At 31.2% G+C, this 15056-nt stretch carries 10 protein-coding genes; 5 read left to right on the forward strand and 5 right to left on the reverse strand.

What is annotated here, in order from left to right; translation table 11 throughout:
- Positions 1–11 precede the first annotated feature (11 nt).
- From QMG30_RS11140 to QMG30_RS11150, 3 genes are all read left to right on the forward strand, one after another.
- The gene (locus tag QMG30_RS11140; RefSeq protein WP_281815383.1) at positions 12–1076 is read left to right on the forward strand and encodes a serine hydrolase domain-containing protein; all 1065 of its coding nucleotides are present in this window, start codon (positions 12–14) and stop codon (positions 1074–1076) included.
- Entirely contained in the window at positions 1073–2221 is a 1149-nt protein-coding gene (locus QMG30_RS11145) for an exo-beta-N-acetylmuramidase NamZ family protein (RefSeq protein WP_281815385.1), read from the forward strand. Before QMG30_RS11140 ends, QMG30_RS11145 begins: the two co-directional genes overlap by 4 nt.
- Before the next feature lie 216 nt (positions 2222–2437).
- Positions 2438–4342: an ABC transporter substrate-binding protein gene (locus QMG30_RS11150; protein WP_281815388.1), complete on the forward strand. Its 1905-nt coding sequence runs from the start codon at positions 2438–2440 to the stop codon at positions 4340–4342.
- 40 nt (positions 4343–4382) lie between these two features.
- Here the strand turns inward: QMG30_RS11150 and QMG30_RS11155 are convergent, their stop codons facing one another.
- From QMG30_RS11155 to QMG30_RS11175, 5 genes are all read right to left on the reverse strand, one after another.
- Positions 4383–6692 carry a glycoside hydrolase family 3 N-terminal domain-containing protein gene (locus QMG30_RS11155; RefSeq protein WP_281815389.1) on the reverse strand — a complete coding sequence of 770 codons (2310 nt, stop codon included), beginning with the start codon at positions 6690–6692 and terminating at the stop codon, positions 4383–4385.
- Positions 6693–6706: 14 nt separating this feature from the next.
- A complete protein-coding gene (locus QMG30_RS11160) occupies positions 6707–7702 on the reverse strand; it encodes a glycoside hydrolase family 130 protein (RefSeq protein WP_281815391.1) in 996 nt (331 codons plus the stop codon).
- Positions 7703–7970: 268 nt separating this feature from the next.
- On the reverse strand, positions 7971–9461 hold the full coding sequence (locus QMG30_RS11165) for an ABC transporter substrate-binding protein (RefSeq protein WP_281815393.1): 1491 nt from the start codon (positions 9459–9461) through the stop codon (positions 7971–7973).
- Between the two features lie 105 nt (positions 9462–9566).
- Entirely contained in the window at positions 9567–10493 is a 927-nt protein-coding gene (locus QMG30_RS11170) for a carbohydrate ABC transporter permease (protein ID WP_281815395.1), read from the reverse strand.
- An 18-nt stretch (positions 10494–10511) separates the two neighbouring features.
- The gene (locus tag QMG30_RS11175) at positions 10512–11489 is read right to left on the reverse strand and encodes an ABC transporter permease (protein WP_281815396.1); all 978 of its coding nucleotides are present in this window, start codon (positions 11487–11489) and stop codon (positions 10512–10514) included.
- A 516-nt stretch (positions 11490–12005) separates the two neighbouring features.
- Here QMG30_RS11175 and QMG30_RS11180 point away from each other — a divergent pair.
- On the forward strand, positions 12006–13046 hold the full coding sequence (locus tag QMG30_RS11180; RefSeq protein WP_281815397.1) for a LacI family DNA-binding transcriptional regulator: 1041 nt from the start codon (positions 12006–12008) through the stop codon (positions 13044–13046).
- A gap of 319 nt (positions 13047–13365) precedes the next feature.
- Positions 13366–14784 (forward strand): sulfatase family protein, encoded by a 1419-nt coding sequence (locus tag QMG30_RS11185; protein ID WP_281815398.1) that lies wholly within the window; start codon positions 13366–13368, stop codon positions 14782–14784.
- Positions 14785–15056: the final 272 nt, after the last annotated feature.

Genomic DNA, 15056 nt, shown 5'->3' on the forward strand with positions numbered 1-15056 from the left:
GAGGGATATCCTTGGATTTTGATGAAGCGATTAAACTAATAAAAGAAGCCATAAACAATAGGTATTTCCCTTCAGCTGCAATTGCAATAGGGCAGAAAGATAAGATTTTCATAAAGAAAGTTTTTGGCTATTCTAGTATATATCCAAAGAAAATATATGCAGATATGAACACCCTCTATGATATGGCATCATTAACCAAGGTTATGGCAACAACTATGGTGGCATATAGATTTATAGAAAAAGGGCTTCTACATTTACATGATAGATTATCCAATTTTCTAACTGTACCCAATGATAAAGAAGATATCACAATATTAAACTTATTAACCCATACAAGCGGTTTGACAGCACATTTCCTATTGAAAGATAAATGTAAAAGTAAAGATGAAGCGATTGATGCTATTCTCAATTCTCCTCTATGCAATGATATTGGAAGTGAAGTAGTCTACAGTTGCATGGGATATATAATTCTTGGCAAGATACTTGAAACTATAGGTAATATGAAACTTGATGAATTAAGTTCAAAGTATGTATTTGAACCCTTAGGAATGAGTAATACTAAGTTTTGTCCAAAAAGTGATAACATTGCAGCTACAGAATTTGATACTGATCTGGAAGTATATCTAAAAGGCATAGTTCATGATGAGAACGCAAGATATCTAGAGGGTGTATCAGCTAATGCAGGATTATTTTCTGATATACATGATTCAGCTGTATTTGCACAAATGCTTTCTAATAGGGGTAAAATAAATGGAAAACAATTCATATCAATACCCATGTTTAATGCAGGAATCCATAATTATACTTATAATATGTCAGAAAGTAGAGGATTGGGATTTAGCATAAAAGATACTAGAGAAAATCCAGCAGGGGATTTGTTTCCGATAGGTTCCTTTGGACATACCGGTTATACGGGAACATCCATATTTGTTGATTATGTAACTGGATTGTATGTAGTTCTACTTACAAATCGTGTTCATTACGGAAGAGAAAATGAAGGAATCATACGTTTTAGAAAATTATTACATAATAATATAGTCACTGAATTTTATAACAACAAAGGAGCTATAAAATGAGTATTATTGTAAGAAATGGTATAGATAATATATCTGAAATAGATGATATATTAAAAAATAAAAGAATAGGGCTAATTACAAATCCTACTGGTGTAAATAAAAATTTAGAGCCAACGATAGATATTATCAATAGAAATTATAATCTTTGCTGCCTTTATTCGCCTGAACATGGTGTTAGAGGAAATATTCAGGCAGGTGCTAAAGTAGAGTCATACATAGATGAAGAAACCAATAAACCTGTAAAATCACTATATGGTAAAAACAAAAACCTTACACCGGATATGTTAGAAGATATAGATATCATGATTTTTGATATACAAGATGTTGGAGCAAGATTTTATACGTACCTTTATACGATGACTTATGCCATGGAAGGCTGTAAAAAGAAAGGTATACCTTTTATTGTACTAGACAGAATTAATCCTCTTGGAGGGAAGAAAACAGAAGGAACATTGTTGGATGAGAGATTTCAATCATTTGTAGGAAAATATTCCATACCAACAAGGTATGGTTTAACAATAGGTGAATTCGCCAAGTTAATAAATGTTGAAAAAGATATAGGTTGTAATCTAATAGTAGTACCTTGTTCAGGTTGGAAGAGAGATTCATATTATGACGAAACAGATTTGTTATGGATTATGCCGTCGCCTAATATACCTACTATTGAAAGTGCTCTTATATATATTGGTACTTGTGTTTTTGAAGGGACTAATCTTTCAGAAGGAAGGGGTACGACTAAGCCATTTGAAATAATAGGCGCACCTTGGCTTGATACAAAGAAAATAATTGAAATCATGGAGAAAAAAAATCTGAATGGAGTAAAATTCAGACAGACTTATTTTAGACCCACTTTCTCTAAATATAAGGATGTAGATTGTTATGGAATACAAATTCATATAACAGATAGAAAAAGCTTCGAACCATTTAAAACAGGTTTATATATGCTTGATGAAATTAGAAGAAACTGTAGTGGATTCCAATGGTTAAAACCTTTTAAAGAAGGGGGACATCATTTTATTGACTTATTACTTGGAACAAACGAGGTGAGGGACATAAATTTTGATATGAAGCAATTTCTATATAAACAAGGTGAAAGGGTATCTGAATTTAAAAAGGTAATGGATAATTATTATATATATGAATAACTCTAAAGACGTATAATGATATATTAAATCTTCAAGTTAATGTTCAAACAAGTATTTTTAACAGACAATATATTTACTAATATAGTATATGAATATCTGCTATAATTAAAAATTTGTCTAACCTATTAATAAGTAGACAAGTATTAGTAAAAATATTATCTGTAGAAATAGATTAATGTAAGTAGGTAAAATAAAAAATTAATTGGAGGTATAATGATGAAATCAAAATTCAAATTCGTATCATTATTTTTAATTCTAGTTATGGTTTTGGGTATGTTTTCAGGATGCTCAAATAAATCTGAGGAGACGGATAGATCTGGGGTAGATACGTTAGATAATTCTTCGCAACAAGCTGAGGTACTACCACAAACTCATGGAGGAACTTTCAAGCTGGATGGTGAGCCATTGAAAGATGATGAGAAAGTTCTTACTACATTAATTAATGCGGATCCACCACCAGCATTTAATGGAAATCCATTTGATGTGGCAGGTCTTAATTGGTCAATTCAGCCTTTGATGTTTGATTACTTATGTTTTTTCAGCCCATATGAAGAGCAGAAATTTACAACATCCCTACTTGAAAATTATTCTTTTGAAGACAAAGTATTGACAATGAAATTAAAAGATAATCTCAAATGGAGTGATGGTAGTCCTTTAACTGCAGATGATATATTGACTAATTTCTATATGTATGTCGGCAGAAGTACAGTATGGAAATATGCAGAGAAGATTGAAAAAGTTGATGATCTAACTGTTAAGATCGAATATGTTTCAGAAAGTCCATTAGTACTTAACATCACATTTGTTCAACCGATAATGACACCTGCAAAAGTCTATAAAGAATGGGCCGACCAGTATAAAGAAATAGCTGAAACGGGAAGAGTACTAAATGAAAAAACCAATACATATGCATATACTGAAGAAGCTAATAAGAAACTTGGTGAAATAAATAATAGTGTTCTTGAATTTAAACCTGATCCAGAAGATGTTATCTGTTCAGGTCCATATGTAATTGATGGTGGGACAACCTCAGAAATATTATTCAAGGCTAATGAACATTTCAGAAAAGATTTATTGGTCAAAAAAGTAAGAGGACTAAGACCTGGAGAAATGACAGCATTTGCAACAGCATTACTGGAAGAACAGTATACAATGGAGAATGGTGGACTTAGTCCAGATATGTCAGCTCAGATTGATAAGAAATTCGCAGATTCCATGAGGAAAGTATTTGTACCAGAACTCGCACAAATAGGATATTCATTCAATGTTAATAAATATCCTCTTGATATTCCAGAAGTAAGAAAAGCAATATGTACTGCTGTAGATCATAAGACATTAGTTAGCATAGCAGAACCAGGTAGCTTCTTGGGAGATACTAAAAATACAGGATTATTACCATCATTACATGACAGTTACACTAAAGAAGGTTTTACTGATACATTGACAGACTATAGCTATAATCCTCAAAAAGCTGAAGAATATCTAACATCTATAGGCTGGGAAAAAGTCAATGGTAAATGGGCTAATGAAAAAGGTGAAGTTGTTAAAATAACTCTTGCAACAATAAATTCATGGCCATCTTTCATGTTGACTGGTGAGGCTATGGCTACTATGTTGACAGAATTTGGATTCGATATTGATTTCAAACCAATGGAATTCGGTGTATGGAATGATCATACTAAAGGTGATGATAAAATGATATCTTGTATGTTCTTAGCAGGTGCAGCAACTTATGCCCATCCTTGGGAATCATATAATGATTATTATATAACTAGTGTAAGAACTGGGTGGAAACCTTTAGAAGCAGGAGAAGATAGAATTGTGACAGCACCAACATCTAATAAGGAATATAATGTTTCAGAAATGCTTAATGAATTATTTAACGAAACTAATGGAGACAGAATTAATGAAATTACTCAAGAGTTAATGACACTTACAAATGATGTTTGTGCATATATGTCATTAATTGAAAAAGCAGCCCCACTTCGTGTTCATGACAATAACCTCAGTCTTGCGGAGACAAGTAACGATAAGATGCAGAAGAATTATTATTACTATGGCAATATAAATAATATGTATGCTAAGATGATAAATGATGATGAGGTTTATTTTGTTAAATAATCAATAGTAATCAATAGGGACGGACCTTTTTGATTTTGAATCAAAAAGAACCGTCCCCGATGATTCTTAAGATACCGCTCAAGTAATCTGTTCCGTTATCTGATAGATATAATAAAAATTCTCCCTCTTCAATATCTTTTTGCATTCTATAATCCCATAAGCAAAGAGATTCTTTTGTTATTTCAAGACTTACAGATACAGTCTTATTTTTTGGAATCCATACTTTTTGGAATGATTTTAGTTCTCTAACCCTTCTTATTACAGATGCTTGTACATCTCTGATGTAAAGTTGTGGTACGGCATATGTATCATAGTTACCGTCATTTTTTATTTCAAATTCAAGAGTAATATTTTCCTTATCTAAAGATTTCTTTGATATTTTATCTTTTGATAATTTTATGTTACTGTATATTAGGTTGGAATATGTGAGTCCATATCCAAAAGTGTACAATGGACCTTTTTTCATATCGTAATAATTCATTGCATCATAAGACAATTTGTAGTTGTAATATGAGGGTATTTGTCCAGCGTGTCTTGGAATTGAAACAGGTAATCTTCCAGAAGGACTAATCTTACCGAAAATGATTTCTGCTAATGCTTGTCCGCCTCTCATTCCAGGATAGAAAGCCGATAATACTGAATCTGATTCTTCTACAATATTATTAATGATATAAGGTCTACCTTGTATCATTATAGTGACGACTTTTTTGGCATTCTTATAAATATATTCCGCTAGATGACTTTGATTCTCAGGAAGGGCTAAGCTGGCACAGTCAATTCCTTCACCACAGTCCATGAAATTACTACCATCATTGGTCTCATCAATTATAGCAGCACCGTTATTATCGAATTTGACTTCGTTAAATCTACTGGATGTTCCACCTAATACTAGTATTGTTACATCACATTTTCTGCTTAATTGTATGGCTTGCTGTAATTTGTTACTATCCATTTTACCAGTGTTATTTATACCTTCACAGTATTCTACTTTTATTGGTTTATGGGTTTCTGACTTAATATAATCTTTAATTCCTTCATATACAGTAATACCATCTTTTTCTTTCACATAGGGGGTATAATCACCTAATTGATTGTACAAATTATCTGCATTAGGTCCAATTACCGCAATTGATGATATTTGATTGACGTCAACAGGCAGATAATCATTTTTATTCTCAAGTAATACTACGGATTCTCTTGATATCTGAAGAGATTCATCGTAATCACTATAAGAGTAAATCTTTGGTTTGGATTTTATATAAGGATCATCAAACAAACCTCTCTCAAATTTAATGGTAAGAACTTTTTTCACTGCCGAATCAATTGTCTCCATAGATACGAAGTTGTTATTACAGGCATGTGTCAGCTTGGTAAATCCATTGTCCCATAGACTTACGTCGATTCCTGAATTAAGAGCCAATCCTCCTGATTTGACATTGTTGCCAGTCATTATATCCAATCTATCAATAGCTACTCCGTCAGCCATGACAATGCCGTCAAATCCATATTCGGACTTAAGAACATCCCTAAGCAAATATTTATTGGCATGACAAGGTATACCATCAATCTCATTATAAGCTGCCATAATACCTTTGACACCTTCACTGCAAACTGCTTCAGCTGGAGGAAGATGTATTTCACGTAGCTCTCGTTCTCCTATTCTGGCAGCACTGGCATTAACACCACCAGTACATTCGCCTTGTCCACAAAAATGTTTTGCAACTGCATAAACACCATTTTCTTGTAAACCCTTTATGACTGCTCTTGCGAATTCACTAACCAGATAGGGGTCCTCACCGAAACATTCTTCGCTTCTGCCCCATCTAGGGTCTCTAAGTACATCAAGAACTGAAACTAGAGCAAAGTCGACATTCATGGTGGATACGTCTTTGGCACAGATTCCAAAAGCTTTTTCAATCAACCTAGTATTGAATGTTGCACCCATTGCCAAGTTGACAGGTAGAAGGTAACTATCCAAACTTTGATGTCCATGGGGACATTCGGTGGTAATTAGGACTGGGATACCTAATCTTGAATGTTCAATAACATAACGCTGAATTTCATTATAGATATCCATAGCTTTATTTTTAGGAATACCGCTTTTATAGTTTTTTTTGGACCATGGGTCAGAGCGATACAAGCCATATAAAAAACCTAAACCACTCCATTTTTTAACTTCATCTTTAAATTCATCAGTTATAAAATAAGAATTATCTTTTTTCTCGTAAATACTGAATCCATATAGTTTCTGATTTAGTTGACCTACTTTCTCTTCTAATGTCATTAATGAAAGTAGGTCTTCAGCACGTTCTATAGGTGACAAATTAGGATTTTTATATTTGTAGTTCATAATTTTTCTCCCTATTATCTATCGAATGAATTTTTTTTGAGATAGTCGATAAGTATATCAACTGTTGTAAAAGCTAGACCTGTTACTGTATCTGCACATCCATAATACAGAGCTATTCTTCCTGTATCGGAATCAGTTAGTGCAGCACATGGGAATATAACATTTGGTACATCACCTATACATTCATAATTAGTTAGCGGAGTCATTATGTAATTCTTTGATCTGTATTTTACTTTCCATGGTTCATCAATATCTAGTAAAGCACAACCCATTCTATATACGAAGCCATTGCAAGTAGTTATTACTCCATGGTATATCAACAACCACCCTTCATCAGTCTCAATAGGAATAGGTCCAGGACCGATTTTGGTTGATTGCCATGCTGATTCATTACCTTTTACAGTTTCCATAACATGTCTATGATGTCCCCAATATGTTAAGTCAGTGCTTTGACTGTAGAAGATATCTCCAAATGGAGTATGACCATTGTCGCTGGGTCTACTTAACATAGCATATTTTCCATTTATTTTTCTTGGGAATAGTACACCATTTCTATTGAAAGGAAGAAAAGCATTTTCTATTTGGTGGAATTCTTTGAAATCAAAAGTGTAACCTATGCCTATAGTAGGACCATGATAACCATTACACCATGTAACATAATATCTATCTTCAATATAACATATCCTAGGGTCATAACGGAATTCGCATTTTGATATTTCTTCTTCTTCGCATTGGAATTCAATAGGGTCATGAGATATATCAAAATTAATTCCATCCTTACTAAAACCTGTAAATATATCCATACTAATTGATTTGCTATCACATCTAAAAACACCTGCATAACCATCTTTGAATGGAACTACAGCGCTGTTGAAAATGCTATTTGAACTAGGTATAGCATCTCTTTTGATTATAGGGTTATTATCATACCTCCATATTGGCATTTCATATCCTTCTGGTCTATCTTGCCAAGGTATACTAGGTAAACTGTTTCCAATAATTTTTGTCATTTAGTATGTCCTCCTTACTTAAATTAACATTTGGTAACCCATATTATTCATGACATATCTATCATCATATATTTTCTTTGGTTATGAGTTCTGTTATGAATAATATGGGCTAAAATTATTACTAATATATATGGCAAGCATAAAACAAAAGTTTACATCTTAAGTATATAATTATAATTGAATATAAGATTATAAACTTAGTCTAACACTTGCCATACAAGAAATTATAATGGTGTTATTATAGTTAACTAAATGTTAACTAAGTTTTTTACTTCTTGAATGCATCAACTTGTTTTTGAGCTTCATCAAGGATTTTTTGGAATCCAGCAGCGTCTAATTCATCATTGATGTTTTTGATTATTTCAGATGGTTCTTTTGCTCCAGTTGTTAATTCACTTCTGTATTTCAAATATACGGCTCTACATTCTGCTAACTCATTTTCAATATTAGTTGAATCTAAGCTGAATCCTATTAATGTTGAAGGAATAGCATTAGCATTTAACTCTTTTACTTCATCCCATTGGTTAAATTCAGCAATATCTTCTTGAGTAACATTAAAGAAAGTACCTTGTGTGTATCCGGCCATATTCCAATCAGAATTATTTTTATGGACTTTTCCATCGCTGGTATATTCGAAGTTATCACCTTCAAGTCCATAGTAGAATGCATCTCTAACATAAGAGTCTTTATTGATTAAGTCTAATAGTTGGATACATTTTTCAGGATATTTAGTTCCTGAATAAATACCATTGAGAGAACCACCAACTGTTGTATTAGAAACAATAGTATCATATAATTGTACAGCTTCTGCATCTATACCTGTGTTAGGTCCCCATGTTGTTTTTGCAGCTGATGGCCAACCTTGAGCAATAAAGGCAACTCTATATCCGGACTGCTCGTCTAGAGCTGGGGCATCGGCATTGATAATACCTTCTTCGTACCACTGATGTAATATATTTAATCTTTCAAGTACATCTTCTTGTTCTAAAGTGTTAACGACCTTCATGTTTTCATCATCAAAACGAACGCCTAATGCTGGTAATCCAGCTTGCATTGAATCATAGTTGACATATACATAATCTAGTCCGTTTTTGTATAATTTGAAAGGTGCAACATTTTCTCCATCTCTAATTTTTCTGAAAGGTTCTGTCAATTGTTCAAGACTTTTGAGATTTTGAATATCTATATCGTATTTTTCAACCATTGCAGTATCCCATACTAGATATTGTGTTGCTGAACTATCTTTATATGTTGGTACGGAATAAATTTTTCCATCTATAGAAACTGCTTTCCAATAATCTTCTGGAATATAGTTGTATAGATCAGGAGCTTCTGTTTGAAGTAAATCTGTGATATCCATAAATGTTCCTAATTTTACTTCTGCATTATATCTACCTTCATTAGTAAATAATATATCAAAGTATTCACCAGAGTTAACTATAAGGCTCTTCTTATCATCCCATTCACCCCATGGGATAACATGAACATCAACATGAACTCCTATTTTTTCTTCTAGATATTCATTAATATGTGCTTGCCACTTATCATAATTAGTTGGCATACCATTACCAACAGTATTCCATATAAGAGTTGGTATTTGTTCGTTTCCGTTATCTTTTTCAGTTCCTTTACTATCGTCTGTTTCTGACGCTACATCCTTTGTATTATCATCTTTGGTGTCAGCTTTTTTTCCACATCCAGCAATAGATATTAACATTGCTATTAATACTACCCATAACACTAACTTTCTTTTTTTCATAACATTTCTCCTCCTTTTAATAGACATTAATTGTCTGTGTAACATTTGTTATATATATATATATTATTACAGCGAATAAAAGCTATATAATATGATATATCAGAATTATCCTTTTACAGCGCCAATAGTTAAACCGGAAATAAAATATTTTTGGAAGAATGGATAAATACATGCGATCGGTAATGCAATGATGATTGCAATAGCCATCCTTACTCCTTCTTTTGGCATTTGGTTTTTATATTGCTGTAAAGAAACTCCAGCAGTAGGATTGTTGGCTAAATATTCAATATTTTTTTGTATATTGTTTAGTAAAGCCTGTAGTGAAAGCAAATTTGAATCGTTTATGTATAATGATGATAAAAACCAGTCATTCCAATATCCAAAACTTAAGAAAAGACTGATAGTTGCTAATACAGGTTTTGATATAGGTAATACAATTTTAATAAATATATTTAGCTGAGAAGCACCATCAATTCTAGCTGATTCTATAATGGACTCAGGTATTGTCGTTTTAAAGAATGTCTTGCAGATTATAACATTGAATGAACTTACAGCTAAAGGTAATATTAAACTCCAAATAGTATCTTTTAATCCAAGAAAATTAGTGTATACTACATAAGTTGCTATCATACCACCGTTAAATATCATTGGAATGAAAACTATCCAACTTAAAAAACCTTTTAATTTATAATTGGGTCTTGATAATACATACCCCATAGTTGATGTAAGAATGACACCTACAATAGTTCCTACACATGTAACTATTATTGAGATAAGTAATGCTTTCAATATTACATCTGCTTCTTGATATAAGAAAATATAGGCATCTAATGAAAATTCTCTTGGTATTAAATGATATCCGTATCTTGCCAATGCTTTTTCTGATGTTAACGATATCATTAATACATATATAATTGGTGCAATACTTATAATAGAAGCAATTATAAAAATAATATTAAAGATTACATTGGAAGATTTTTTTATTTTATTGAATTTCAAAATATCTGGTTTGTTTTTTTTGTTTTTTCTCATCTATGATTACCCTCCGTTCTATATAATAGCATTTTCATTATCTACTTTACGCACAATCCAATTCGCTAATAAAATAGTAATACAGCCAGTTACTGATTGGAAGAAAGTTGCCGCTGCTGTCATTCCTATTGGAGAAGAAGATCGTAGTGCCATATAAACATATGTATCAAGGGTAGAAGCTACATTATATAATGAGCCAGGTATACCTCTTGTTATCTGGAAAAATAATCCGAAATCCGAATTAAGTATACGACCTACATTAAGGATGAACATCATAACAATTATAGTCTTTAATGATGGTAATGTTATGTATTTCACCTGCTGCCATTTAGTTGCACCATCAATAACGGCTGCTTCATATAATTGACCGCTTATTCCTGCAATACTTGCCAAATAGATAACCATGTTATAACCGACGGTTTTCCATAACTGCATAAAGATTAATATGTAGGGCCAGTATTTTGATTCCATATACCATTTAATTGAATCTCCACCAAAGAAAGTAAGTATATTATTAAAAACTCCTTTGTCCATGCTTAGAAAAGCAAATACAAAATAACTAACTACAACCCATGACATGAAATGTGGGAAAAACATCATAGTCTGATATGCTTTAGATTTTCTTTTACTATATATAAGACTTATCATAATAGCTAAAGTAACAGGAACGATTATACCCAATATGATAAATATTAGATTATAACCAATTGTATTTCTGAGTAAAATAAATAGCGTATTAGATTTAAATAGATATCGAAAGTTTTCAAACCCTACCCAGTCACTATGTAATAAATTATATATGAATCCTCTTCCAGGAAACGTTTCGTATTTTTTAAAAGCTATAATTATACCAAACATTGGAATAAAACTAAATAATATGTACCATATAAAAGTTGGTGCTGCTAGTAATGTTAATTCGAAATCATCTTTTCGCCATTTTCTTTTAACATTTTTAATTTTCTGTTTGTTCTTTTTTGTTCCCTTAACCATTACCATAAATTATAATCTCCTCTCTGTGCTTTTTTGTGTAACTTTACTTTAACATATTTAATATGAAAATGCAACTTTTTTTAACATTTTATATATTTTAGTTGTTTAAAATGTATATTATGTATTTGATATATGCCATTTTTAGTGGTAAAATGAATAACTAACTAAATAAAATTATTTACTGTATTAATATAATTTAACATTTGTTAAAAAATACCGGCTAAAACAGTAATTTAGTTTACATAATGATAAAAAAGATGGTTACATTTAACTACCAAATTAACATAATGAAGTTATTGTACTATGTTTTACAATATGCTATAATTTATTAAGTAGTATAATGAATATATATGTTACTTGAGATTAACAGTAATTAGGCTAGTTAACGACTTTTATCATTAATTGACGGTTAATGTTGATTCTTTTGTTAATACATATGTTAAAATTTATAATAAATAAAAATGTTAAATAGAAATGTTAAATAAAAATGTTAAAATAACTTATGAAATAAGGGGCTATATGATGAAAAAAATAACAATGCAGACTATTGCAGATATTCTAGATGTATCTCGTGTAACTGTTTGGAAAGTTCATAATGGCTATCCAGGAGTTTCAGATACATTACGTAAGAAAATAATAGAAAAGTCAAATGAGTTGGGTTATCAAAAATTGCATACCGATGATATAAACAATAATACAGAAAGAGTAGCAAATTTAAGTAATGAAAAAACGACTATATCTGTAGTTGTTTCTCGTCCGGAATCCTCTATTTTTTGGATGGATATTATTCATAATATAGCAAAAACATTATCTACATATAATATAAATCTTATGTATACTTATATTCCAGCTAAAGTATATGAGAATTATAAACTGCCTGAAATTTTATATGATGGTACGGTACAGGGAGTAATAGTTCTAAATATTTATGATTATAAAGTTATGAGTTTGATTAATTCCTTATCGATACCAAAAGTATTTCTAGATATGGTACCAGCGATTACTTCACTTAGCCTGACTGGTGATTTAGTCCTCTTGGAAGGATATCATGCCATATATAATATAACGGAGAACATCATAAAAAAAGGACGTAAAAAAATAGGATTTATAGGTGATATCAACTATGCTTTAACCAACTATACCAGATATGAAGGCTTTACAGCTGCAATAAATAATAATAATTTAGATATTAATGAAGATTATTGTCTTATAGATAGTATAGGCATCTATACATATGCTGAAGAAATCAATGAATTCCTATCTCATCTAGATGAGTTGCCAGAAGCTTTTGTCTGTGCTAGTGATTTCATAGCCAATTTTGTATTGGATTATCTCAAAAAAAATAATTATAGTGTTCCTGATGATATCGCTATTTCAGGATATGATGATAGTAGAGAGTATACACATCTATCAGGTGATTTGACCACAGTACAGGTTAGAAATGATGCTTTAGGTGAAAGACTTGTAAGACAATTATTATATAGAATGGAACATCATGATTATCCTATAGAGACAATATCAATACAGTCAAAAATCTTATTCAAGAAGTCTACTGATTTTTAAGTTGGTAGTAATTTGAATTTTATTACAGGTTTATAATATTAATAGTGATTATAATAATTTAATATTATTATAAAATACATCACATTACCCAGTCATTTGAAGAAATTTCTTTGAATGACCTTTTTTTGTATTATAGTAAAATCCAAATATATGGAATAGAAACGTTTTCATATGCTATAAAATGTTGAAATCATAGGAAATAATACATAACTTGTAAATTGATGATTTATTTATTGGCAATAGCGCCTATAATTGAATTATATATATTATGTTTTATTGCAAAGTCATTCAACGAAAGAGATATGGAGAGGTGGAAAAAGTGAAAAATATATTAATGGTTATTTGTGATCAATTAAGTGCTACAGCTCTTAATGCTTATGGTAATAATTATGTTAAGGCACCTAATATTGATAGTTTATCAGAAAATGGTGTTATATTTGATAATGCTTATACGACATGTCCTTTGTGCCAACCTGCAAGAGCATCTTTTTGGAGTTCAAAATACCCACATCAAACAAAAGTATTAAGTAATCTACCAGATCAAGGTTTTGATTCAGTTTCTACTGATATAGAAACTTTAGGTGAACTATTCAGCAAAAATGGTTATGAATGTGTACATATTGGTAAAAGGCATGATTATGGAGCATTACGAGGTTTTGATGTAATGGATTATGAACAAATCAAAAGTGAAAGAGATAATCCTGCTATAACAGTCAATTACGAAACATTCTACGATGAAGACACTACGAGAAAAACTGTTGAATATTTGAAAAGAAAAACTTCTGATAATCCATTTCTGTTAGTTGCAGACTTACAGAATCCTCATAACATATGTTCGTATATTGGTGAAAATGAATTTGGACATAAAGATTTTGGTGTAAAAGAAGAACTGCCAGCATTACCAGATAATTATAATTTCGATGATGTGCCTAATAGACCTGAATTCATCCAATACATGTGCTGTGGTCATAGACGACAGAGTCAAACGATTCATTGGGGGGAAGATGATTTCAGGCACTATCTGTATGCCTATTATCACTACATCAATGTTGTTGATAAGCAAATCGGCAGAATATTAAAGGCTTTGGAAGAATCAGGTCAAAAGGATGATACTATGATAGTGTTTTTTGCTGACCATGGTGAAGGTATGGCATCTCATCGTTTAGTTACTAAATATGGAGCATTCTATGAAGAAACCAATAGAGTTCCATTAATATACACTGGAAATGGTATAAAAGGTAAAAGAAGAATTCATGGGTTAGTTTCACTTCTTGATATTTATCCAACATTAGCTGAGTATGCAGGCTTGACCACTTATAAAAAAGAAGAAGGAATAAGCCATTATAAACAAATCATTGGAGAAAGTGATGCAGTCAACAATGAATATGTCAGTGCCGAATGGTATGATGAATATGATGGATATATAGTTCCAGGGAGAATGTATAGGGATAAAGATTACAAATATACTGTATATCTAGAAGAGAAGAGCGAAGAAGTATTTGATATGAAAAATGATAGATTGGAGAAAACCAATTTAGCTGTAAAACCAGAATACTCAAATATCGTTGAGCAGTATAGAGAAAAGTTAAAAAAACACATAGATAAAACTAATGATGATTTCTTTAACCTCAAAAGTCAGTATGATAAAAAATATAGAAAACATAAACCGGGAATGGAAAATCATTCTGGTCCAAATGCTGTATTAGAGTATCAAAATAAAATTGATAAACAGAAATAAAATGTTACCATAATATATTAGTAAAAAAAACAAAGTCTTGAAACTAATAGATTCTACTAAGTCATCACTTTATATAAAAGTGGTATATGGTTCGTTTTACGAAGACCGGTCCATAAAGAGTAAGGCGAAGTAAAAAGATCATATACCATTCTCATTCTGAACGTTAGCTATCAAAAAAATATTCCTTTTTTGTAATTTCAAATTATTTTTTATATATTGATATTCGATTTCAAAAATATATGTTATCTCTTTATCCAATAACGTCAAATCAT

This window comes from Vallitalea longa, from assembly GCF_027923465.1.
Taxonomy (GTDB): domain Bacteria; phylum Bacillota; class Clostridia; order Lachnospirales; family Vallitaleaceae; genus Vallitalea; species Vallitalea longa.

Coding starts and splice junctions, on each gene's coding strand:
- QMG30_RS11170 (WP_281815395.1), bottom strand. CDS start 10,493: ATGAGAAAAAACAAAAAAAACAAACCAGATATTTTGAAATTCAATAAA.
- QMG30_RS11150 (WP_281815388.1), top strand. CDS start 2,438: ATGAAATCAAAATTCAAATTCGTATCATTATTTTTAATTCTAGTTATG.
- QMG30_RS11160 (WP_281815391.1), bottom strand. CDS start 7,702: ATGACAAAAATTATTGGAAACAGTTTACCTAGTATACCTTGGCAAGAT.
- QMG30_RS11165 (WP_281815393.1), bottom strand. CDS start 9,461: ATGAAAAAAAGAAAGTTAGTGTTATGGGTAGTATTAATAGCAATGTTA.
- QMG30_RS11180 (WP_281815397.1), top strand. CDS start 12,006: ATGAAAAAAATAACAATGCAGACTATTGCAGATATTCTAGATGTATCT.
- QMG30_RS11155 (WP_281815389.1), bottom strand. CDS start 6,692: ATGAACTACAAATATAAAAATCCTAATTTGTCACCTATAGAACGTGCT.
- QMG30_RS11145 (WP_281815385.1), top strand. CDS start 1,073: ATGAGTATTATTGTAAGAAATGGTATAGATAATATATCTGAAATAGAT.
- QMG30_RS11175 (WP_281815396.1), bottom strand. CDS start 11,489: ATGGTAATGGTTAAGGGAACAAAAAAGAACAAACAGAAAATTAAAAAT.